Raw genomic sequence first — 21,931 nt, forward strand, 5'->3', positions numbered from 1 at the left:
TCGTCGGACGGTGAACGGGCACCGCGCAGCGGCACGACGTCGAGGAGCGGCGCAGGATGACGACGACACGATTCGCACTCAGGACGATGCGTCCGCGGGACCCGGCCCAGCCGCACCGCGCGTCCAGCCCGCTCGAGGCGTTCTTCGACCTCGTGTTCGTCGTCGCGGTGTCGCTCGCCTCGGGGCAGCTCCACCACCACGAGACGTCGGGCGACCTCCTCGGCGGCGTCATCGCCTATCTCATGGTGTTCTTCGCCATCTGGTGGGCCTGGATGAACTTCACGTGGTTCGCGACCTCGTTCGACGTCGACGACTGGCTCTATCGGCTCATGACGATCGTGCAGATGGGCGGGGCGCTCGTCATGGCGGCGGGTGCACCGGCGGCCATGAACGAGGGCGATTTCCGTCTGCTCGTCGTCGGCTACCTCATCATGCGGCTCGCGCTCGTGCCGCAGTGGCTCCGCGCCGCGGCGCAATCGGCGGACTATCGACGGACCGCGCTCAGCTATGCCGTCGGCATCGTCGTCGTGCAGGCGCTGTGGGTCGCGTGGCTCTGGCTGCCGGGCGAGCTGCGTCCCTGGGTGTTCCTGCCGCTCGTCGTACTGGAGCTGCTCGTGCCCGTGGTCGCGGAGCGGCGGCAGCGTCGCACGCCGTGGCACCCGGAGCACATCGCGGAGCGCTCCGGCCTGTTCACCCTCATCGTGCTCGGCGAGTCGGTGCTCGCGTCGACCAACGCGGTCGTCGACGCGGTCGATCACGTCGAGCACCTCGGCACGCTCGTGGGAATCGCCGCGTGCGGGCTCGTCCTCGCCGCCTGGCTGCAGGCCACCCTCCCGACGGCCGCCGTGCTCATGGTCGCGGTCGTCGTGACGCTCGAGATCTCGCGCCGATCGGATCGCGCCGTCGAGGGTTGAGCGCCGCGGGGGCGTCCAGCCGGATCCGGCAGACTGTCTGAATGCGCAGTGCTGAGCCGGCGATCACGCTCGACGACCCACCGACGCTCCGCTGGGGCATCCTCCCCGCCGTCCTCGTGTCCGGCTCGGCCGTGCTCCTGTTCGCGATGGAATCGTCGTGGGGCTACGTGCCGCTCGTCGTCGGCGTCGTGCTCGCGTTCGTCGTCGATCGCCCGATCGCGAGGGACCTGCTGCTGATCGCGGTCGGCATGGGCATCGTCAGCATCCACTCGATGCGCGCCGACCTCGGCTGGATCAACATGCTCGTCATCGGCACCGTGCTGTCGGCGGCCGTGTTCGCGCCGTACGCGATCAGCAGGTGGGGCTATCGGGAGCGCGCGATCCGCTTCGAGCTGCGCGGCGGACGGTCGTGGTCGACGCTCGAACGCGGCTGGTTGCTCGCCGTGCTCGTGCTGGGCTGGCTGTTGCTGCCCTGGTACTTCATCACCTCGGGTGCCTACCTCAACTGGCCCGCGGTCGAGACGCCGAGCGAGATCGCGCGGTTGTTCGTCGGGGTCGGGTTCGTGGGGATCTGGGACGAGCTGTTCTTCGTCTGCACGGTGTTCGTGCTCTACCGGCGGCACTTCCCGATGTGGATCGCGAACCTCCTTCAGGCGACCGTGTTCGTGTCGTTCCTGTGGGAGCTCGGGTACCGCGAGTGGGGACCGCTGCTGACGATCCCGTTCGCGCTCGTGCAGGCGTGGTTGTTCACGAAGACCGGGTCACTCCTCTACGTGATCTGCGTGCACCTGCTGTTCGACGTCGTCGTCTTCCTCACGCTGTTGCACGCCCATCACCCGGGCTGGTTGCCGATCTTCCTCGTCTGACCGTCCGTGCGTCCGGCGCTTCCGGACGGACCGGCCTCCCGCCCGCGCGGCACGGGAACGCGGCGTTCAGGCGTGTGTCGTGACGAGCCGTTCGATCTCGTCCTCGGTCAGGTCGAGCGCCCGGATGGGCGTCAGATCGAACGGGGCGAGGATGCGGGTGAGGCCCGCGAGCATGGCCTGGTCGGTGGGCGTGAGCGGCCAGCGCAGCCGGCGCGCGTGCTGCTTCGCCGCGTCGACGTAGAGCGGCACCATCTCGCGCTCGCGCGCGACGTCTCGCCACACGAGGTCGTTGAGGACGTCGAGGAGCGCGACGAGGTGCTCGGGGTTGCGGTCCTCGAACGCCGTCGCGACGACGCCCGTGAAGTCGGTGGGGCGGTAGACGCGACGCAGCAGCCGGATCGCTTCGAGTCGCGTGCCGTCGTTGCGGTGTCGCGCGTACCCTTCGAGGCGGCGGGCGAGTGACGCGCTCGAGTCCTTGAGCGCGAACTCCGCGGCGACGACCGCTCGCGTCCCCTCGGCGGCCGTCTCGAAGCGCGACCCCATGAGCTGCTCGACGATGAGGTCCGCGAACTCGTCGATGTAGCTCGCGGGGCACCCGGACAGCGCCGAGCACACGGCCGTGAGGTCGACGAGCAGCCAGTCCAGCAGGAGGGGGGCCGCGCGGCGCTTGTCGTGCTGCACGAGGGTCGCGAGGAGCGACGGTGCCTGCTCCTCGTGCGTGTGCAACGAGCGGGCGAGCGTCGCGAGGGTCGTGGGCGAGAGCTCGTCGAGGTCGCGCAGTGCGAGCAGGTGGGCCTCGGCCTGGCGTGCGTCGGGGGCGTCGAGGAACCCGGCGAGCAGTTCCTCCTCGCTGCCGCGGGGCCGGAACCACGCGGTGCTGCGCAGGTGCTCACCGCCGAGGCGCGCGTAGTCCCCGTCGAGGATCTCGTCGAGCCAGCGCTCGTACTGGTCGAGGAACGTCGCCTCCCACAGGAACACCGGCTGACGAAGACCACCCGGGTGGCAGGCGGCGAGCCGGCCCCGGTACGGGCCGTTGAGCACGAGCCCGATGAAGTTGCCGCCCGACCAGCGGAACCCGTTCGCGGCGATCGGGAGGATGCCGTCGTTCGTCGCGTCGGCATCGCCCGTGCCGTACTCGTCGTCGTCCGGCGTCGCGGTGCACTCGGCCTTCAGGTGGCCGATGAGCGCGTCGTCGACGGGGAGCGGCGGATCGAGGTCGAGCTCGGCGTCCCCTGCGCGCACGTCGGGCAGTACGGCGAGCCTGCCGGTCGGGAACGCACCGCCGTCGCCGATCTCCGTCACGAAGCGTCGGTAGTCGGCGGGGAGCGAGACGCCGAGACACTTCTCGAGTGCCGCGACCTTGGGTTCGGTCGCGACGGGGCCGAGGGCGAACTCGTGCTCGTCGGCACCGTCGATCCGGGAGCGTCGCGGATACTCCCGCGCAAGCTCGAGCTTGGCGCGGATCCGTTCCAGCTGCGCGTCCTCCGACATACGATCACCGTACGTTCCCCGGGTTGCCGACGTCGATGGGGAGCGGTGCGCATGGGACCGGCGGTGCGGATGTGCGCGATGTGGCAGAATCCACGTCCCGCGGGGTCATGCGCGCGGCGCCCTCAGTGGATGGTGATGCCGAAGTCGCTCGCGGCCTTCAGGAGTTCGGGGGTGTTGCGCTCGATCGAATGTGATCGTTGGTGACGGACCTCGGTTCCGCCGAAGATCGCCCAACATTCGCCGCTCTCGAACTTCGAGCAGAAGCGAATGCCCGAGTACCGTGGCGCACCGGTTTCGTCGGTTGCGGCGTCCGCCCACGCGGCGATCGATCGCGTCAGGAGTCGATTGCCGCTGCGAAACGCGGAGGCGTCGAGGTTCGGGAGGTCGTGTCGAGCGAGGTCGTCGGCGAGTTCGCCGCGAGGACCGTCAGCGTCGCATCGCGCTCCACATCGAGGAACGGCAGTGCGTCCACGGTGCGAAACTCGACCAGGACGCGAGCATCGCGCCAGGATGCCGGAATGCTCCCGACGTTCAGGTAGCCCTCCTCCGCGAACCGTCGAGCCCCGGGTGCCGGGCGCAGGCGTTGGATGACCTCCTTGTACGCGCACGTCGCTTCCGATGCCGCGTAGAGGACGCCCGCCCCGACCACGTCGAAACGACTCCCCGCCCGCGGACGGGCGGCCTCGAGCGGATCGATCGCCGCGAATCGGAGTGGGTACTCTTTCCTTCCGACGTGGAAGAGGCGCTCGGGAGGTGCTGCGACCCGAACGTCAGGCGTGCTCTGCATACGCTCTCGCAGCGGAGAGCACATCGCGTTCGTGTCCGGCGCGGAACTCGTCGACGGGCGTTTCATCGTCCAGGTTCGGATTCATGCCGATGAACCAGGCCCTGGCGACGTGCCCGTCGTCGACCCCCGCGATGGTGGAGTAGCAGAGGAACAGGCTTCGGAGTGCCCGCTCGGGCCCGTCGGCGAGACGGAATTCGGCCTTCTCGATCCACCGTCGGATGGTGCGCTCGTCGACATTGAGTGCATGAGCGACGACCTTGCGTCCGAGGTTCTGCGTCAGCGTCAGGAGGATGTCGCCCGCCGGGTGGCGGACCGATGCGTCGTGGGCGGTGCGAGCAGGCGGGGTGGTCGCGTTGCGCTGAAGGCTCTCCATTGGTTCGTGTCCTTGGTGTGTTCGTGAGGAGTCAACCGGTGTGTGTGACGTTGACCGAATTGTGTCACGAATATGTCCGGACGGCGTATGGGTTCCCCGGTTCACGGGGCGCGTTCACGGTTGTCTCGGGCACGTGCGACGCCGGTACTCGTCCGGAACCGGGCACCGACGACGGTGCGGAACGTTCGGTCACGCGCGTGGCGGCCTCACGCCGCTCGGTCGAGCGCGACGAGGAACTCGATCGAGCCGGTCGGTTCGACCTGCACGAAACCGAGGTTCGGTGCCTCGACGCCGTAGTCCGCGAACGTGATCGGCACCGAGCCCGCGATCTGCACCTGCTCGCCGTTCAGGGCGGCCTCGACCTCGGCCGTGACGGGCACGGTCTGCCCGTGCAGCGTGAGCTCGCCGGTCACCGTCGCCGTCACCGTCCCGCCGTCCGCGAGCGACTCGATGCCCGTGATCGGTTCGGTCAGCGTGAACGTCGCCTCGGGGTAGGTGTCGGTCTGCAGCGCGGTCTCGCGGAAGTAGTCGTCGCGATTGCCGTTGTCGGTCGCGACGGTCGTGAGATCGACGACGATCGTGGCGGCCGTGATCGTCGTCCCGTCGGACGAGACGGTGCCCGTCACGTCCTCCGTGCGGCCCGTGACGGTCACGTCGCCGCCATTGAGCACCTCGTCGACGCGATAGCCCGCATAGCTCCCGCTCGCGACCGTCCACTCGCCGGCGAGATCGACATCGCTCGCGTCGGTCGCGGTCGCAGCGGCGACGGTCGGTGCCGGGCTCTCGGCATCCGCCGCGGAGCTCCGGTACACGTTCACGCCGATGAGGACACCGACCGCGCCGAGCACGAGGACGGCCGCGGCGATGATGCCGATGATGACGAGGGGCTTCTTCCGCATGGGACTCCTGACGACGGTGCGTGCAGCACTTCGAGTTTCACTTGCGGGTACAAGTGTTCCGGATGGTCCTATGCGTGGGCTATGTCGCGTGCCAGGAGTGCCCGTGACGTCCGTGATGTCCCGGGCTGTCGCCGGGCCGGTTCGGTGACATGGCCTGTGCGGTCGCCGGGTCCGGCGCCGGTGCCTCGACGCTCGAATGGTGCCGTCAGCCGCCCATGCCGACGAACACGAAGCCGACGAGGACGAGCGCACCGACGAGGAGCGCGCCGACGACGAGCAGGACGATGAGGGCGATGGGGTTGGTGCGCATGATTCTCCGTGATCGTCGATGGGCGCCGGAAGGCGCGCGTCGCGGGCCGCCGACGGATGCGGTGGTGGACCCACCGGCCACGCGCATCGACCGGTTCGTCGCGTGACCGACGCGACGCCCGTTCTCCCGCGTGGCGTCAGTAGCTTGCCCGCGCCGGCCCGTCGTCCGCGTCGGTCGCCGGGATGAAGCGTGTCGCGAGCGCCTCACCGGCGCGCGCGACGACGGCGACGTCGGCGCCCACGAGCGCGAAATCGGCGCCCGCGAGGAGGTAGCGGTCGGCGACCTCGGGGTTGAACGCATTGACGCCGACGGGGACTCCGAGCGTGTTCGCGGCCCGGATCGTCCGTTCGACCGATGCGACGACGTCGGGGTGCTCCTGCTGACCGAGCAGACCCATCGAGGCGGCGAGGTCGCTCGGGCCGATGAAGATCCCGGCGAGTCCCTCGGTGCGGGCGATGTCCTCGGCGTTCGCGACGGCCTCGGCGGTCTCGATCTGCACGGTCACGGACACGAGGTCGTGGGCGCGCGCGAGATAGTCCTCGACGCGGTTCCAGCGGGCACCGCGCGCGAGTGCCGAGCCGACACCGCGCACGCCGCGCGGTGGGTAGCGCGACGCGGCGACGGCCGCGGCGGCCTCCTCGGCCGTGTTCACCATCGGGACGAGCAGGTTCTGTGCGCCGAGGTCGAGGTACTGCTTGATGAGGACGGCGTCACCGACGGGTACGCGCACGACGGGCGTGATCGGGTAGGCGGCGACGGCCTGCAGCTGCAACTGGATCGACTCGAGCCCGAGCGGTGCGTGCTCTGCGTCGATGAGCAACCAGTCGAGGCCCGATCCGGCGCAGATCTCGGCGACGAGCGGGCTGCCCGAGCACACCCACATGCCGATGAGCGGTCGGTCGGCGTCGTCCAGCCGATCGGCGAACGTGGGCGGCAGGTCTACACGAAACGGCACGAGATCGTCCCCATCCGTCCGTAGTCGCACACGACGCTGTCGCCCTTCGAGACCCACATGGGCCGCGTGAAGGAACCCGCGAGGATGATCTCGCCCGCTTCGAGTCGGGCGCCGTGCTGGTGGAACTTGTTCGCGAGCCACGCGACGCCGGTCGCGGGGTGGTTGAGGACGCCCGCAGCGACACCCGTCTCCTCGATCGTCTCGTTGCGGTAGAGGAGGGCCGAGACCCAGCGCAGGTCGATCTCGTCGGGTCGCATCGGGTTGCCGCCGAGCACCATGCCGCCGTAGGCCGCGTTGTCCGAGATCGTGTCGACGATCGTGCGGCCCTCGAGCTCGATGTGCGAGTTGAGGACCTCGAGTGCCGGCGTGACGTACTCCGTCGCGCGCAGCACGTCGAAGAGTGAGCAGGCCGGCCCCTCGAGCGGGGTCTTGAGCACGAACGCGAGCTCGACCTCGATGCGGACGTTCGAGAAGTCGTCGTGGGGGATGACCGAACCGTTCTGGTAGACGGTGTCGTCGAACATGACGCCGTAGTCGGGCTCGGAGATGCCCGTCGCCTGCTGCATCGCCTTCGAGGTGAGCCCGATCTTGCGGCCCACGAGCGTCCGCCCGGAGGCGAGCATCTGATCGCGCCAGAGGCCCTGGATCGCGTACGAGTCCTCGACGGTCGCGTCCGGGTAGCGCGCGGTGATGCGGGGGATGACGGTCTTCGTGCGATCGGCCTCGGCGAGCTCGCTCGCGATGGCTTCGATGACGTGCGGTTCGAGCATGTGGGCATTGTCCCGCATCGTCCGTGCCGCTCGCATTGCACGAGCGGCCGGATGTGCATCGGTGTCTCGCCGGTCGGGTCGTTTCGTTCCGGCCGGGTCAGGCCGTGCCGGGCCGGGCGCGGCCGAGCAGTCCGGCGCGCACGAGCAGCAGGTACAGCTCACAGCCGAGGCAGAAGCCGATCGAGGCGTTGAGGAAGGCAGCGGCGAACGCGGCACCGGCGGCGATCGGGAGGGCGAGCGGGACGCCGAGGAGGTGCAGCAGGAGGCCGACACCGACGACGAGCAGCCCCACGAGCTGCGCGAAGCGCGGCGGACGTGGGTCCTCCAACTCGGTCGGCGGTGCGAGTCGTGGTGCGACCGCGGTTCGGAACAGGGCGCTCCACGGCTGGGTCCGCGGGGACACGAGCGACCAGGCGAACAGGAGCGCGACGACGAGGAGCACCAGGAATCCCGGATCGAGCGCGCGTTCGAGCAGCGGGGTCGACGGGAGCGCGAAGCGGCCGGCGTCGGTCCGCGTGGCGACCCCGGTGAGTGCGAGCACGATGCCGACGACGAGGAGCGCGGAGGTGATCCAGGCGGCGAAGCGTGGGCCGCGCGGGTCGATTCCGCGGGGTGTGGACGTCGGTGCGGTGGAGCTCATGTCGTGTTCCGTTCTGGCGCGTGGTGCGGGTCAGTGACGAGGTGTGGGCGGGCCCGACGAGGAGAGGGGTTGGGCTTCGAGTGCCGGAGCGGGTCAGGCGTCGAGGAGCGACAGCTCGCGTTCGACGTCGGCCGGTTGCGGCGGTCCGTCGAACCGGCTGCGGGGTGTGCCGTCCGCGTCGAGCACGAGCACGGTCGGCGAGGCGCGCAGCGTGAAGCGGCGCGCCAGGTCGGGACGGTGGGTGACGTCGACGTCGAGGACGGTGACGCCGTCACGGGTGTCCGCGACGCGGTGCAGCAGACGTCGCGTGCCCGGGCAGCGGCTGCACACCTCGGTGCTGAACTGCACGAGTGTCGCTCGCGTGCCCCAGGCGTCGGCGTCGAGGTCGCCGGGGGCGATTCGTTCCGTGATGCCCTCGCCGTCTCCCGCGGTGCGCGCGCGTGCGACGACGCGACAGGACGAGTGCGACGACGAGCACGAGCGCGACGAAGATCCCGGTCACGAGGAGGGCGATGGTGGGGGACACGCCGTCAGGATAGGTCGCGCACCGTCCGCCGTCGTGCGTCGTGTCGTCACATGACGCGCCGCGCGGATCCCTGCGTCATGGCGCCGCTCGGTCCGGGCGCGCGGGCTGCGTCAGCGGTCCCAGGCCACGCCGAGTCGGTCGCCGGCGGGCGTGTACGTCACGGTCATCGCCTCGTCCCCCTCGTCGGGGTCGATCATGTACTCGATCACGGCGGTCGCGTCCGGGCCGGGGCGGAGGTCGATGCCCGTCGGTTCCATGGCGGCGACGAACGTGTCGACGTCGATCTCTCGCGCATCCGGGTCGAGGGTCGCGGGCCGTGGGTCGACGCCCTGGACGTGGTGGTCGAGGTAGGCGGCATCGGCCGTGAGTGCATCGCGAAGGGCCTCACGGGATCGCTCGTCGATCGTGCCGAGGTCGTCCAGGAGGCGAGTGAACGCGTCGAGCGTGGGGGTGTCGGCCGCGACGCCGGGTCGCGACCAGAGTGCCACCGCGAGGTTCTCGCCGTTCAGTTCGAGGTAGCGCTCCCAGACGACCTCGACGCGATCGGACGGCTCGGCGTCGACGCCGACGAAGTAGGGGTGTTCGAGTGATGTCACGGGAACTCCTTCGTGGAAGCGATGCGCGCGTCCCATGCGGACGCGCGGTCCAAGTGAACACCACGGACGGCGGCGTGGACACCCCGGCCGCGTGCCGGGGTGTCCACGAGCGGTCCGCACGCAGGCGTGTGTCGGCGCCGGCGTGTGTGCGGGATCAGCGGGTGCGGGCCTCGCCCGAGCGCACCTTGCGGCCGTCGAACGGGCCACCGACGAGGACGGCGAGCGGACACACGTTCGCCGTGCCGACGACGGCGAGGACCGCGCCGACGGCGATGAGCGCGATCGGGGCGAGGACGGGAGCCTTCGCCAGGGCGAGGACGACGCCGAAGGTCACGAGCGCGAGTCCGAGGACGATGCGCAGGCCGCGGCCGAAGGGTGTTGCCATGAATCGTGCGAGTGCCATGAGTGGTTCCGTTCGTGCGGTGTGGTGACGGGCGACCGCGACGCGTATCACGGTCGGGTCAGTCGGGTCACTCAAAGCATAGGGTGAAGAATTAACAATCGCGAATAATTCACGAATCTTTCGGAGGGTACTCGGCTGCCGGCGTAGCGGGGGACGTCGCGGCCGTGCGGCAGACGGCGCACGTGCCGCGAACGACGAGTCCGTCGCTCGCGAGGTGGGTTCCGAGCTGTGCCTGGATCGCGTCGAGCGCCGATGGGGGGATCGTGATGTCGACGATGCCGCCGCATTTCGTGCACACGAAGTGGTCGTGTGGCTCGGGTCTCGTGTCGAGGATCGCGCCGCGACCGTCGCTCGGGACCGAGCCGATCTGGCCCCGCTCGAGCAGGCGCGCGGTGATGCGGTGCACCGACTGGAGGGAGAGGTCGGGGAGTTGGTCGACGAGTGCGTCGTGGAGTTCGAGATTGCTCGCGTGCCCGAGCCGTGCGAGGGTCGCGAGCACCGTTCGCGTCTGCAGTGTGGGCATGCGTCGATTCTGGAACCGTTGTGGGCCGAACTCAAGTCGGTCGTGCCCACGAGTCGGCGTGAGTCGCATGGAAGCGGGGGAGGATGGGGGATCGCTGACCGTCCGGGGAAGCGACCTGACGTGGGGGAGGCGGCATGAAACTCACCATCAGTCTGCAGATCACGCTCGACGGTGTCGCGCAGGCGAACGGCGCGAACAACGAGGAGATGGATGCGGGGTTCACACGCGGCGGGTGGGCGCGGGGGCGCGGTGACGCGGAGGCGGCCCGGTACATCCTCGACACGTGGCGGCGGCCGGACGCGTTCCTGCTCGGCAGGCGCACGTTCCGCGTGTTCGAGTCCTACTGGGGGTCGCGTCGTGACGACGGAGGCTTCGGGACGGCGATCAGCTCGAAACCGAAGTACCTCGTCTCGACGACCGTGAGCGATCCGGCATGGGAGCGTACGACGGTCATCGCCGGCGACGTCGCCGAGCGAGTGCGTGACCTCGAGGCCCGGCCGGGCGGGAAGCTGCTCGTGGTGGGGTCGGTCTCGCTCGTGCAGTGGTTGCTGGTGCACGAACTCGTCGACGAGCTGAACCTGGTCCAGTTCCCCGTCGTCGTCGTCGGGGAAGGGCGGCGCGTGTTCCCCGAGCGAGGTCCGGACTTCGGGCTCGAGCTCCTCGAGGCCCAGGAGTTCCCGACCGGTGTCCTGGGCCTCACCTACGGCGTTCGGGGGCGTCCGGCGCACGCCTGAATGGCGTCGGTGCCGAGCCGGTGTGGTGCGGTGCCGGCGTGGCGCGGCGTGGCCCGGCGCATTGTGGCACGGGCATGCCGAAGCATCGGATCGGCACGGGCTCGGTTCGGCGCGGGTTGGGTTCGGCGCGTGTGCTGCGTGTCGATGTCGCCCGCGGAGCGAGACGGGCGTGACAGCGGGGCGGCCCTCGCCGGGGCCGCCCCGCGGGTCACTCGTCGATGACGAAGCGGATGTACTCCTGGCCGTCCTCGATGATCGGTTCGTTGCGGGCGCGCTTCCCGACGAGGGCCGCGGCTTTGCGGACGCCGTCGAGGTCGCCACCGAACTCGATCACGAAGCGCTTCCCGGCATCGCTCTCGGTCGGGAAGTCCGTGACGTCCTCGGTGACGTGGATGAGGTACTCGTCAAGGAGGTCTTCGAGGGGGTACTGCCCTTCCCCCTCTTCGGAGGTGAAGGACAGGGCGACCCGGTGCTCCTGGCCCGGCAGGGCGCGGTAGACGCCGTCGCCGAGCGATTCGAAGCGTGTCGTGTCCGCGTGCTTGGCCAGTTGCTCGATCGCGAAGTCCTTCATGGTCCCTCCCCGGGGATCGGTGCGTGCGATTGTGTCGATGCTAACCGAGCCGAGTACGGCCTTTCCGAGGAGTGCTCGGTCGGATCGTGGGCTCGTCGGTCCGCTCATTCCTGTCCGCCGCCGCGCGTCGCGCGAGACCGTCGAGCAGCAGGTCCAGTCCGAACGTGAATTCGAACTCCTCGTCGCAGTCCGAGTCGAGCCGGGTGTCGTCGCCGGAGGTCGCGGCCCCCGCGATCGCGGCGATGCCGGGGTACGAGGCCGTGAGCCGCGCGACCTCGGCGGTACGTTCGTCGAGATCGGTGGGGAGTGGGAGCGCGTCGGGGCCGTCGAAGGCCTCGGGGTTGAAGCCCCAGATGCGGTGACCGAGCGCGTGCATGCCGTGGTGTGCGAGCTCGGGGGAGAGACCCCCCGCGAGCATCGCGGACACGAGCGACTCCATGTGTCGGAGGACGGCTTCGGTGCGGGTTGTGCGCGTCTCGATCACGCGCCGGAGCCACGGATGACGGAGGATGAGCGCCCTCGCATCGAGGATGCGCGCGCGGACGTCGTGTCGCCAGCCCGCCCGATCCATCCCCTGCTGCGTCGGGAGGTTTGTGCCCGATGTGGCGTGTGAAGGGTCGGCCAGAGCACCGGGTGCGGACGCGGATGCGGACGCGGATGCGGATGCGGATGCGGATGACGGTTCTGGTTCGGGTCCGGATTCGAGCTCTGAGTCGGCGTCAGAAGGGGATGTGAATCCGGATCCGGATTCCGCTTCGAGGCCCGAGCGCGAACCGAGCTCGTCGAGCAGGCTGTCGACCATGCCCGAGAGGAGGTCCTCCTTATTGGCCACGTGTTTGTAGAGCGCCATCGGTACGACACCGAGTTCGGTGGCGAGTGAGCGCATGCTCACGGCCTCGATGCCCGCGGCATCGGCGAGGCGGATCGCCGTGCGGAGGGCGAGCGCACGAGTGACGCGTTGGCGATGCCGGCCGTCGGAGTTCGTCATGTCGCTCCCATGATGCCCGGAATGCGTCGCGCCGAATCGGTCCCACACGGGGCAAACGTGAGTGTACGATGTACACGTGCTTGAGTGTACGGTGTACACCTTTGATGTCTGGAGGACTCGATGTCCAGAACACCGACGGCTCCTCGACGGCGGTTCGCCGCTCTCGCGGGAGCGTTGTACCTGTTGACCTTCGCCACCTCGATCCCTGCGCTCCTGCTGAAGCAGCCGCTGCTCGACGACCCCGGGCGCGTGGTGTCGACGGACGGTGCGATCGCACTCGCGGTCGCGTGCGTGCTCGAACTCGTCCTCGCGGCAGCGTGTGTCGGCACTGCGGTCGCCCTGTTCCCGATCGTCGGTCGCGTCAGTCCGATGGCAGCGGTTGCGTTCGTGGCCGCGAGGACCGTCGAAGCGACACTCATCGTGGTCGGCGTCGCGGCGCTGCGTGTGCTTGCGGTGGACGGGACGGCACCGATCGTGGTCGCGCTCCACGACGAGCTGTTCCTGCTGGGGCCCGGGCTCGTGCCGGCGATCAATGCGCTCTGCCTCGCGCCGGTGTTGCTCCGTGGGCGGCTCGTGCCGCGCGGAATCCCCGTGATCGGATTGGTCGGGGCGCCGCTCCTCATGGCCTCCGTGACGCTTACGCTCGTCGGCGTGATCGACCAGGTCGGGGCGCTCGCGGGTCTCCTCGCGCTCCCCATCGCGGTGTGGGAGTTCTCGCTCGGCGCATGGCTCCTCGTGCGAGGAGTCCGGGACGGTGACGGGGGCAGAGAGACGTTCCGACACGGCGGGTAGGTCATCGGGAAGGACCGGTGCGGCGTGTAGGTGTTCGGGATGGACCGGTGCGCAGGGTGGGAGATCACGATGTTTCGGCGCTCGGGGCAGGTACTGGAGATGGTTCGGCGCGCAGTGCCTCCGGGCGTGGTGGGTGGGCCCCGGCGCGGTTCGGCGCGGTGGGTGGAAGCCGGGCGCTGCTCGGCACGGTGGGCGGGCCGCGGCGGGGTTCGGTGCGGCCGGTAGGTGCTGGATGTGGTGCGGCAGACCGTCGGTGCGCCGGGAACCTCTCCCGCTACGCGTCGGGTCACGCGCTACGTTGGACGCATGACGGGGCGGATGAGCGAACGTGCGGCACAACTTGCGCGCGTGGCCCACGAAGGGCAGGTCGACAAGGTCGGGCAGGCCTACATCGAGCACCCTGCACGGGTCGCGGCTCGAGTGCGTGGCGACGACGTCCTCGAGACGGTCGCGTGGTTGCACGATGTCGTGGAGGACACCGGGGTCGGGCTCGATGAGTTGCGCGAAGCGTTCCCTGCGGTCGTGGTCGACGCGGTGGATGCGCTCACGAAGCGCCCGGACGAGTCGCGCGACGCGTACTATGCCCGCGCGCGGCGCGACCCGATCGCGCTGCGTGTGAAACTCGCGGACATCGACGACAACAGCGATCCGGAACGTGTCGCTCAGCTCGACGAGGCGACCCGTGTCCGCCTGGCCGCGAAGTATGCGGCGGCGAGAGCGGCACTCGGCACGTAGCGCGTGACTCGACGACGGTGTGCCTCCCGTGCCGCGCATGTGGCAGCCGACACCCCGATGAGGTGTGGCCGGCCGAGCACCTGGTCCGGGCGGGAAGCCGAGAATCCATCCGATGCATATCAAGCCAGGGCGCGGGTGACGGAACGCTGAGGAGCTGGGGCAGCCTCGATCCAGGCTGTGTTTGCTCCGGAGGGCTTCGGAACCAGGCTCCGGAAGGCTTCGGAACCAGAATGCCTCGGAACCGGGGCACCTGGCACCGGGACGCCGCTGGGCCACAACGCCCGGAGTCACAATGCCCGGAGTCACGACGCCCGGAGTCACGACGCCCGAAGCCACGACGCCACGACGCCACGACTCACGCGAGTCGCCGGAGCACCCCGCGCTGTTCATCTCGGAGCTAATCGTTTCAGAACGGTGGTGGCTCGTTCCAGGCGTCGGCTTCGGCCCACGCGTCGCCGTCATCATCAGCCTCGGTCCCGGTCTGGCCTGGCCGGATTCCTCGGTGTTGGGCGCTCCATGGCCTGGGTGGGAGCGTCGCGGTGAACGTACGCGAGTTGGGATCGACGTCGAACTCGTCCTCCACGCCCGTCGGCGGAGGATCGTTCGCGGGTCGGATGGTCGGTGAGACCGCGTATTCGGAGGTATCGAGCGCACGGACCAGCCCCGCCGGGACGGGTTGGGTGTCGCCTGTTCCGGGTGGACTGTCGTGCTCGTCATCGTCGTGGTAGGCCCAGGAGGGGCGGAACCGTGGCCCGATGGGAACGGGTCGGTCGCTGTACCGGTCGCCGTTCGGCGCGAACCAGATCAACCGTCCCGGCTCCCACTGTTCCACTCGCCAGCGGGTGGCGTGTTTGAAGGTGTGGTGTCGGCGGCACAGGTGCGCCATGTTCCCGAGCGAGGACGATCCGCCGTCGGTGACCGCGATGGTGTGGTCGATATCGCACCGCCTGGCGGGGCGGGTGCAGCCAGGGAAGCGGCAGTGCCCGTCGCGCACGCGCAGGAACTCGCGCTGCGCCGCCGTCGGGAAGCGCGTGTCGCTCTCGCGAGCGACGCCCGTGATCGGATCGGTCAGCACCCGCAGGAACGACGGTGCACGCGAGGCGAGTTCCCGCGCCTGTTCCACCGGCACCGGCACGACCCCGTCGAGCAGCGCGGGATCGTCGCCACCATCGAGGAGCGACAGCACGGGCACCGTGATCGCGACGCGCGCGTTGATGCCGCCGGCCGCGCCGTGCGGTGACCCGCACCCGTCGGCGGGGTCGCTGGTGAGGACGAGTTCGCACAGCAGGTCCGCGCGGATCTGATCGTGCGTGCGAGGTTCGTCCGGCCCGGTGAGGGCTTTGGCCTGTTCGGTGAGGCGGTCGAGCATTGCCGCGCCGAGGAGGGTGGGGACGTGTGCTTCGAGTCGGCTCATGCCGTCGTCCTCGTGCACGACCCGCACGCCGCGCTGCTCGCGAGCGATCTTGTGGCGCTCGTCGAGACTCTCCCGCATGAGCGTCTGCGCGGCTCGCCGCGCGCGAGCCCGCAGCCGGGCGGGCGTCTCCCGCGAGGCCCCGTCCACCACCGCTCGTTCGTACGCTTTGCGCGCCTCGTCGTCGGGCAGTCGCCTGCCTTCGGCGAGGATCACGCGAACGTGCGCGAGGGAGAGGTGCCCATCGCGGAGCATTCCTTCCGTGGTGGGGAACGCGTCGCGAAGCATGAGGCTCTCGCCGAGTTCACGCGACACGACCGGCTCGGACCGGCTGGTCGCGAGCGCGAGCTGGGCGGTGCGTTCACGCATCGCCGTCACCACAGCGTCATCACTCCCGGGATGCTCTTCCCGAGCACTGGCGAGGGTCGCTTCGTGGATGAATGCGAGCAGCTCGGCGCGGCGGGCTTCGGCTTTCGCGATGAGCTTGTCCTCGGCGCGGATCGCGTCGAGCGCCAGGTCGAAGGCTTCGTCGTGGGCACCGATGCCGTCGAGGTGTTGCAGGTGCATCATGAACGCAACGTGCGGCGAGAGCGTCGCCTGGCCACGCGGCCGAGAGCGCGAGTGACCACCAGCCGACGGGCGCGCGTCACCGCCGGCCGTCGGATGCGAGGTCGCGTCCGGGGCCGGTGCGGCGGCGGTGCCGTCGGGCTCGTGTTCGTTCATACCCACACTCCATCACCACCCTCGGACAATCCGACCCGGCCACGGAGCGGCATAGGGATTGGGAACGTGAGCGCGAACGGAATCGGGACCGGGGATATCGAACGGCGACTCCCTCGACGACGAACCGCGCGAAGGCACGCTTCGCGACCGGCCGATGGACGCGCGGCGGCGTCCGGGGCCGGTGCGGCAGCGATGCCGTCGGGCTCGTGATCGTTCACACCCACACCCCATCGCAACCCTCGGACAATCCGATTGGCCGCACGGACCGAGCGGGTGATGCCGTCGGGACGTGGCATGCACGACCACGAGCGCGATCGACGGCGCGCGTCACCGCCGGCCGCGGGAAGCGGGGCTGCGTCCGGGGCCGGTGCCGCGGCGGCGCCGTCGAGCTCGTAGTCGTTCATACCCACACCCCACCACCACCCTCGGACGATGCGATCGGCGGACTGGACCGAGCGGGTGATGCCGTCGAGACCCGGCAGGCACGAGCACCTGCGGGCATCACCGTGGGCTGCTGGCCTCTGGCTCTTGTCCGGGGACCGGATCAGCGATGGAATCGGGCTCGTCGTCGTTCAACCCACGCGGTTCAACCCACGCTCGCTCGCCCACGGACAATCCGCTCGGGCACCGTCATCGAGCTGGAATGAGCCTGCGCCCGATTCCCGTGGCGAGCATCTGTTCCCACACCTGTTAGGTGAACCGCAGGCCGGTGAGGGCGGCCCGCACGTCGAAGGCACGCTCGATTCCATCGAGGATCGACCCGACCGGGGTGGCTACCTCGGGGACGAGCTCGGCGAGGTCCGAACCGATCGTTTCCTCCGGTCCGAATCCGCCGAGGTGGACGCCGTCGCGGGCCACCGGGAACAGGGTGACGAGGTTGACGCTCCAGAACACCGAGCTCGCGACTGTGCCTCGAGATGCGTCCGCGAGCACGGATTCGAAGGTGGCGACGAAGCCGTTCGGCTCGGCGACGACCACGGAGCGACCGAACTGTGCCGCGATCGCGACGTGGATCATGTCTGTCGAGTCGCCCACGGGATCGTCGGTGAGCCAGAGCCAGTCGACCGGCCACAGCGTTGTGGGGTCGTACTCGTCCGATGTCGCGCCGAACGCGGCGAGTACTCGATCGAGGTCGGCATCCGCGACGATCGTGATGCACGCGGCATCGTCGAGGACACGCTTCGTCGGTTCCATCGGTCGGAAGCATGCCAAAGGCATGTGGGTCGTGCGAGCGCATGACAGGCGATGCCGCGCGTCAGCCGTTCGTGCGTGACCGGACGAGCGGGGGAATCTCGTGGCGACTCCGGTGCTCCCGGCGGATCGCGCGGGCCGTCGCGACTGTGGTGACTTCGGGTGGCTGAGGAGTACAGCGCTCTTGTTCTTCTCACCTCCGCAGGAGTGCGACACATCGTCGGCACCGACCGTGGCTGCCATCTCGAATGGCCGGCACGGACCACCAGGGCATGCGGCTCGCCGTCCCGGGCCCGGGGCGTGCCGCTCCGCGGCTGGGCCGTGTAGCCGGTGCGTGTCGCTCGAGGCCTCGGCCGGGCCGAGTATCGAATGCCCCGTCGTCGGCCGCGTCTACGCGACCTCGGTCGGTAAGGCTGTTCGTTTGATGTTCTGGAGTGTTGACACGATGCCGTCGACCTCGATGTCCGCGAAGTAGAAATCGGGGCCTCGCGTGGCGCGGTCGGTGTAGGGCGACTCGTAGAGTCGTCCGGGCTCGACGACTCCTCGTTCGGTGAGTTCGGTGATGATGAGCTTCACGAAGTCGATCTGTTCGGCCGAATAGGTGTGCTCGTCGAGCAACGCCGTGAACGCTTCCATCGCGGCGGCTCGATCGAGGCCGACGAGCGAGCGGATGAACAGGCCGAGCCCGCCCGCTTCGGTGTTCGCGCGTTCGATCGCGTGTTCATCTGCGCCGGCCTCGATGAGCATGGACTCGAGTTCGCTGAGGTCGTCGGGCGTGAGCTGGCGGTTGCGGCGCAGTCGTTGCAGGACCATCTCGTCCTCGCGGGCGCGCAGGTACGCGGTGGCTTTGGCGCGGAAGCGGGCGAAGTCCATGCCGGGGGTGATGGCCGGAAGGTCGATCTCGGTGGATTCGTGGATATCGTCCTCGAAGTCGGTGAAGACGGGCTTCCGAGAGGTCTTCTCGATGAGCCGCACGAGGCCGCGTAGGCGTCGCCGCATCGTCTCGAGCATGGCGAGCGTCACGTCCTGCCACCACTCGTCGCCGGCGAGCCGTTCGAGGAGCTCCGCCTGCTCACGAACGGACGGGATGGTGGTTTTCGTGAGTAGCGCCTCGGCGATCTCCTGCACCTGTGCGCGGATGCGCTCGGCCGTCTTGGCGTCGCCTTCGAGTTGTGCAAGCTGTCGGCGGAGGACGACGAGGTCGAAGCGCTTCGCGTCGACGTCGGGGTCGGTGACGGCCGTCGGCAGACCGGCCACGTGCTCACTCAGCTCGCTCGCCTGCTGGGTGGTGAGTTCGTTCCACGCCTCGCGGTCGGTGTACCGGTCCACCCACGGCAGGTGCGGTCGGACGAGCACGTTGTCGGTGTTCATGCCTGCGACGGCGGCGTGGAGTTGCGTGATCGTGTCCGTGCGGAGCTCCGCGTCGTGTTCGTCGAGGGCCGTGACGAGGCGCAGGCGCGCGTCGAAGAGTCGCTGCGTGATCGACTTCTGCGTCGATCCCTCGGCACCGGGAAGGTCCTGGCTGAAGTACTCGAGGTTGCCGCAGAAGTCGAAGACGAAGAAGTCCTTCTTGTCTTCGCCGGGCCCGTAGAGCTCGGGACGCAGGCGTGTGCCGCGGCCGATCATCTGCCAGAACTTCGACTTCGAGTGCACGGCCTTGAAGAACACGAGGTTCACGATCTCGGGCACGTCGATGCCGGTGTCGAGCATGTCGACCGAGATCGCGATGTGCGGTGACGCGTCGGGGCGGCTGAAGGCGTCGATGAGGTGTTGCGCGTCGTAGGAGGCGTGCGTGATGACGCGCGCGAACTCGCCCGCGTACTCGGGCCAGCCGTGGTTGAAGCGGTCTTGGATGAAGTCGGCGTGCGCCTGGTTGCGGGCGAAGACGATGGTCTTGCCGAGGCGGTCGCCCGCGGCGACCTTGTGCCCGTCGCTCATGAGCTTCGCGAGCACGGCGTCGACGGTGGCGGCGTTGAAGAGGCGCTGGTTGATCTCGGCGGGGGAGACCTCGTCGGGTGTTTCGTCGCCCCAGTCGAGCTCGTCCCACTGCTCGCGTTCGTCGTCGTTGAGTTCGTCGTAGCGAACGCCGCGACGGAGGAGCGAGGTGCCGGTCGAGACGCCGCGTGGCGGGACGAGGTAGCCGTCGGCGATGGCTTCGTCGAGGCTGTACGCGTCGGTGGGGACGCCGTCCTCGAGGTGGAAGAGGCGATACGTGTTGTGGTCGACCTCGTCCTTCGGTGTCGCGGTGAGGCCGAGCAGCAGGCCGTCGAACCATTCGAAGATCGCGCCGTACTTGGCGTACACCGAGCGGTGCGCCTCGTCGACGACGATGAGGTCGAAGAAGCCGGGACCGAAGCGTCGCCCGCGTTCGCCGTCGACGTCGTTGATGAGGTTGAGCATCGTCGGGTAGGTCGAGACGTAGACTCGGCCGTCGCCCGAGCGTTCGCTCACGAGGTTGACGGTTGGCGCCGAGGGGAGGTGCGCCTTGAACGCGTTCGCCGCCTGGGTGACGAGTGCGGTGCGGTCGGCGAGGAAGAGCACGCGCTTGACCCAGCCCGCCTGCATGAGCTGGTCGACGAGTGCGACGACGGTGCGTGTCTTGCCTGCGCCGGTCGCCATGACGAGTAGGGCCTGCCGCTGTTTCGACGTGAACGCGGCATCGACGGCGCGGATCGCACGCTGTTGATAGGGGCGGCCGGCGACGGCGGTGTTGATGGGGACGTCGGCGAGCGGTTTCGCCGTGCGGCGACGTTGGATGAGCAGTTCGAGTTCGTCGCTCGTGTGCAGGCCGAGCACGGTGCGCGGCGGGTAACCGCCCGCGTCGTCCCACAGGCGCAGTTCGTGGCCGTTCGTGAAGTAGATGACGGGGCGGCGACCGGTGAGCTGTTCGAGTCGGTCGGCGTAGAGCTGTGCCTGTTGCTGGCCGACGTCGACGCTCGACGCCGACCGCTTCGCCTCGATGACCGCGAGCGGGAGCCCGTCGGCGCCCCACAGCACATAGTCGATGTAGCCCTTGCCGCTCGAGGTCGGCATGCCGGTGACCTTGTGCTCGACGGAGTAGGCGTCGGCGGGGTGGGCGGCGTCGCTGCGCGCCCAGTCCGCCTCGGGAAGCAGCGCTTGGTCGATGTAGTTGCGCCGGGTGTCGGCCTCGCCGTAGTCGTGGGTGTCGCGGATACCGGCCGCGGTGTTCGCCGCCTGGGCGGCGGCGATCTGAGCCGTGAGCTCGGCGACCTCGGCGGCGTGCTGCGCCTCGCGTTCGGCGAGGGCCCGGGCGTGGGCCTCGTCCTGCTGTTTGAACTTGGCGGCGAGCTTGGCGACCTCGGCTCGTGAGAGCGGGGCTGCCTTTGCGGCGAGCGCGGGGTCGAATTGGCTGGCGGTCGGTGCGGCAGAGGGGTTGGGGGAATGGTGGAATGCGGCCCACACCATGACGTGGAAGAGCTCGCTGAGCACCGATCGCGCGTCGCTCGGCGGAACGGGTTTCGAGCTGTCGTCATGGACGGCACGGTTGCCGACGAGGCGGATGAGGTTCAGCTTGGTGGAGATCCCGGTGCCCGTGATTCGTTTGAATCCGGCGTCATTGGTCATCGCCGCGAGGTCACGCTTGTAGGGGTAGGGGACGCGGCGTACCTCGTAGAGGTGGCCCACGAGCACTTCGATCGCTCGCCGCGAGTAGACGCACGCCGAGCGGGGGTCGGAGAGGAGGTACGACTCCGCGCGAGCGCAGTCCTCGTGCACGCTCGGGATCGTGGTCTTCACGAAGTCGAAGTTGCCCATGCGGTCGGCTCCTATTCGAAGAAGTCCTCGTCGATCTCGACGACGTCGTAGCGGCGTTGCACTTGCACGCCCACCCGGTATTTGATCATGAGTTCGGCGAGGCGTGTGCCGTCGATCAACACGACGCGCGTTGCGACGTTCGTGGCGTACTCGATCGCGCCGCGCGTGAAGGTGCTCGAGGTGATGAAAACGCCCCGTGAGGCACCGAAGCCGTGCAGCGCGCCGATGAACGCCTGGATCGCCTCACGGCCGACGGTGTTGCCGTCGGCGTAGCGTTTGGCCTGCACGTAGATCTGGTCGAGTCCGAGGGCGTCCTGGTCGATGACACCGTCGACGCCACCGTCGGCCGACCCGCCGATGTGCTTCCCCCGGCCCTCTGCGCCGCCGTAGCCCATGGCGATGAGCACGTCGATGACGGCCTGTTCGAAGAATGCGGGCGCGCTCGTGCGGAGCCGTTCGAGGAGCTCGGCGGCGATGTCGGCCTTGATGCGCGCGACGCCGTCCTCGATCTGTTCGAGGGGGTCGACGCCGGTCTCGGTCTCAGTCTCGGTCGCCACTCCGACGGGGGCGATCGGTGCGGCCGGCTGCTGCGTCGACGTCTTCGTGGGCCAGAACGGATGGAACACGCGGTGCGCGGTGCTGAAGTCGCGGATGCCCTCCGGATTGGTGTCGAGCCAGGCCCGTCCGGTTGCCGTGATCGCGTAGTGGGCGCGCGAGACGCGGTCGATCCATCCCGCTTTGGTCAGGTGCGACAGTGTCCAACCGATTCGGTGCGCGGCTCGGGGCGTACCCGATTCGAGCGCCTCGGCTCGATCCGCTTCGCTGAGGCCCACCTCGTCGAGGACGAGTTCGATGAGATCGCGCCGACTGCGGGTGGCGCCGTCGGACAGCACGACGAGAACGGGCCGAACGAACAGCGGCCAGATCGGCACGGCCGAGTCGGTACTGGCCTCGCTCAC

General features: G+C 69.2%; 22 protein-coding genes. 5 read left to right on the forward strand and 17 right to left on the reverse strand.

What is annotated here, in order from left to right:
• The first annotated feature begins 56 nt into the window (after nucleotides 1-56).
• Entirely contained in the window at nucleotides 57-914 is an 858-nt protein-coding gene (locus tag HNR16_RS00475) for a low temperature requirement protein A (RefSeq protein WP_218868348.1), read from the forward strand.
• A gap of 41 nt (nucleotides 915-955) precedes the next feature.
• Nucleotides 956-1,780, forward strand: coding sequence for a CPBP family intramembrane glutamic endopeptidase (locus HNR16_RS00480; RefSeq protein ID WP_158041518.1), 825 nt, complete (start codon nucleotides 956-958; stop codon nucleotides 1,778-1,780).
• Between the two features lie 66 nt (nucleotides 1,781-1,846).
• Here HNR16_RS00480 and HNR16_RS00485 read toward each other — a convergent pair whose 3' ends face one another.
• From HNR16_RS00485 to HNR16_RS00535, 11 genes are all read right to left on the reverse strand, one after another.
• Nucleotides 1,847-3,271, reverse strand: coding sequence for an SMI1/KNR4 family protein (locus tag HNR16_RS00485; protein ID WP_158041517.1), 1,425 nt, complete (start codon nucleotides 3,269-3,271; stop codon nucleotides 1,847-1,849).
• Nucleotides 3,272-3,605: 334 nt separating this feature from the next.
• The gene (locus HNR16_RS00490; protein ID WP_158041516.1) at nucleotides 3,606-4,124 is read right to left on the reverse strand and encodes an RES domain-containing protein; all 519 of its coding nucleotides are present in this window, start codon (nucleotides 4,122-4,124) and stop codon (nucleotides 3,606-3,608) included.
• Nucleotides 4,042-4,431, reverse strand: coding sequence for a hypothetical protein (locus HNR16_RS00495; protein ID WP_158041515.1), 390 nt, complete (start codon nucleotides 4,429-4,431; stop codon nucleotides 4,042-4,044). Before HNR16_RS00495 ends, HNR16_RS00490 begins: the two co-directional genes overlap by 83 nt.
• A gap of 206 nt (nucleotides 4,432-4,637) precedes the next feature.
• Entirely contained in the window at nucleotides 4,638-5,330 is a 693-nt protein-coding gene (locus HNR16_RS00500) for a YceI family protein (protein WP_158041514.1), read from the reverse strand.
• Between the two features lie 446 nt (nucleotides 5,331-5,776).
• Entirely contained in the window at nucleotides 5,777-6,595 is an 819-nt protein-coding gene (locus HNR16_RS00505) for an HpcH/HpaI aldolase family protein (RefSeq protein WP_158041513.1), read from the reverse strand.
• Nucleotides 6,580-7,365: a 2-oxo-hept-4-ene-1,7-dioate hydratase gene (hpaH, locus tag HNR16_RS00510; RefSeq protein ID WP_158041512.1), complete on the reverse strand. Its 786-nt coding sequence runs from the start codon at nucleotides 7,363-7,365 to the stop codon at nucleotides 6,580-6,582. Before hpaH ends, HNR16_RS00505 begins: the two co-directional genes overlap by 16 nt.
• Before the next feature lie 97 nt (nucleotides 7,366-7,462).
• Nucleotides 7,463-8,005: a DUF4395 domain-containing protein gene (locus HNR16_RS00515; protein ID WP_158041511.1), complete on the reverse strand. Its 543-nt coding sequence runs from the start codon at nucleotides 8,003-8,005 to the stop codon at nucleotides 7,463-7,465.
• Nucleotides 8,006-8,098: 93 nt separating this feature from the next.
• Nucleotides 8,099-8,353, reverse strand: coding sequence for a thioredoxin family protein (locus tag HNR16_RS00520; protein ID WP_179558027.1), 255 nt, complete (start codon nucleotides 8,351-8,353; stop codon nucleotides 8,099-8,101).
• 288 nt (nucleotides 8,354-8,641) lie between these two features.
• Complete coding sequence (locus tag HNR16_RS00525; protein ID WP_179558028.1) at nucleotides 8,642-9,127, reverse strand: DUF2004 domain-containing protein; 486 nt, start codon at nucleotides 9,125-9,127, stop codon at nucleotides 8,642-8,644.
• 154 nt (nucleotides 9,128-9,281) lie between these two features.
• Nucleotides 9,282-9,530 carry a YgaP-like transmembrane domain gene (locus HNR16_RS00530; RefSeq protein WP_158041508.1) on the reverse strand — a complete coding sequence of 83 codons (249 nt, stop codon included), beginning with the start codon at nucleotides 9,528-9,530 and terminating at the stop codon, nucleotides 9,282-9,284.
• A 109-nt stretch (nucleotides 9,531-9,639) separates the two neighbouring features.
• Nucleotides 9,640-10,053, reverse strand: coding sequence for a Fur family transcriptional regulator (locus tag HNR16_RS00535; protein WP_179558029.1), 414 nt, complete (start codon nucleotides 10,051-10,053; stop codon nucleotides 9,640-9,642).
• 134 nt (nucleotides 10,054-10,187) lie between these two features.
• Between HNR16_RS00535 and HNR16_RS00540 the strand changes: the two genes are divergently transcribed.
• Nucleotides 10,188-10,787 (forward strand): dihydrofolate reductase family protein, encoded by a 600-nt coding sequence (locus HNR16_RS00540; protein ID WP_158041506.1) that lies wholly within the window; start codon nucleotides 10,188-10,190, stop codon nucleotides 10,785-10,787.
• Between the two features lie 208 nt (nucleotides 10,788-10,995).
• On the opposite strand, the gene HNR16_RS00545 is transcribed toward HNR16_RS00540, so the two are convergent.
• Together HNR16_RS00545 and HNR16_RS00550 are read right to left on the reverse strand one after the other, a co-directional pair.
• Nucleotides 10,996-11,358: a hypothetical protein gene (locus HNR16_RS00545; RefSeq protein WP_158041505.1), complete on the reverse strand. Its 363-nt coding sequence runs from the start codon at nucleotides 11,356-11,358 to the stop codon at nucleotides 10,996-10,998.
• Between the two features lie 40 nt (nucleotides 11,359-11,398).
• Entirely contained in the window at nucleotides 11,399-12,346 is a 948-nt protein-coding gene (locus HNR16_RS00550) for a TetR/AcrR family transcriptional regulator (RefSeq protein WP_179558030.1), read from the reverse strand.
• 120 nt (nucleotides 12,347-12,466) lie between these two features.
• Between HNR16_RS00550 and HNR16_RS00555 the strand changes: the two genes are divergently transcribed.
• Nucleotides 12,467-13,138 carry a DUF4386 domain-containing protein gene (locus tag HNR16_RS00555; protein WP_158041504.1) on the forward strand — a complete coding sequence of 224 codons (672 nt, stop codon included), beginning with the start codon at nucleotides 12,467-12,469 and terminating at the stop codon, nucleotides 13,136-13,138.
• Nucleotides 13,139-13,444: 306 nt separating this feature from the next.
• Nucleotides 13,445-13,873 (forward strand): HD domain-containing protein, encoded by a 429-nt coding sequence (locus HNR16_RS00560; RefSeq protein WP_158041503.1) that lies wholly within the window; start codon nucleotides 13,445-13,447, stop codon nucleotides 13,871-13,873.
• Between the two features lie 406 nt (nucleotides 13,874-14,279).
• Here the strand turns inward: HNR16_RS00560 and HNR16_RS00565 are convergent, their stop codons facing one another.
• From HNR16_RS00565 to HNR16_RS00580, 4 genes are all read right to left on the reverse strand, one after another.
• The gene (locus HNR16_RS00565; protein ID WP_179558031.1) at nucleotides 14,280-16,007 is read right to left on the reverse strand and encodes an HNH endonuclease signature motif containing protein; all 1,728 of its coding nucleotides are present in this window, start codon (nucleotides 16,005-16,007) and stop codon (nucleotides 14,280-14,282) included.
• Nucleotides 16,008-16,697: 690 nt separating this feature from the next.
• Entirely contained in the window at nucleotides 16,698-17,201 is a 504-nt protein-coding gene (locus HNR16_RS00570) for a DUF6461 domain-containing protein (RefSeq protein WP_158039072.1), read from the reverse strand.
• A gap of 387 nt (nucleotides 17,202-17,588) precedes the next feature.
• On the reverse strand, nucleotides 17,589-20,972 hold the full coding sequence (locus HNR16_RS00575) for a DEAD/DEAH box helicase family protein (RefSeq protein ID WP_158039073.1): 3,384 nt from the start codon (nucleotides 20,970-20,972) through the stop codon (nucleotides 17,589-17,591).
• 11 nt (nucleotides 20,973-20,983) lie between these two features.
• Nucleotides 20,984-21,931: a restriction endonuclease gene (locus HNR16_RS00580; RefSeq protein ID WP_225737723.1), complete on the reverse strand. Its 948-nt coding sequence runs from the start codon at nucleotides 21,929-21,931 to the stop codon at nucleotides 20,984-20,986.

Origin of the sequence: Pseudoclavibacter chungangensis, assembly GCF_013410545.1 — a bacterium.
Taxonomy (GTDB): domain Bacteria; phylum Actinomycetota; class Actinomycetes; order Actinomycetales; family Microbacteriaceae; genus Pseudoclavibacter; species Pseudoclavibacter chungangensis.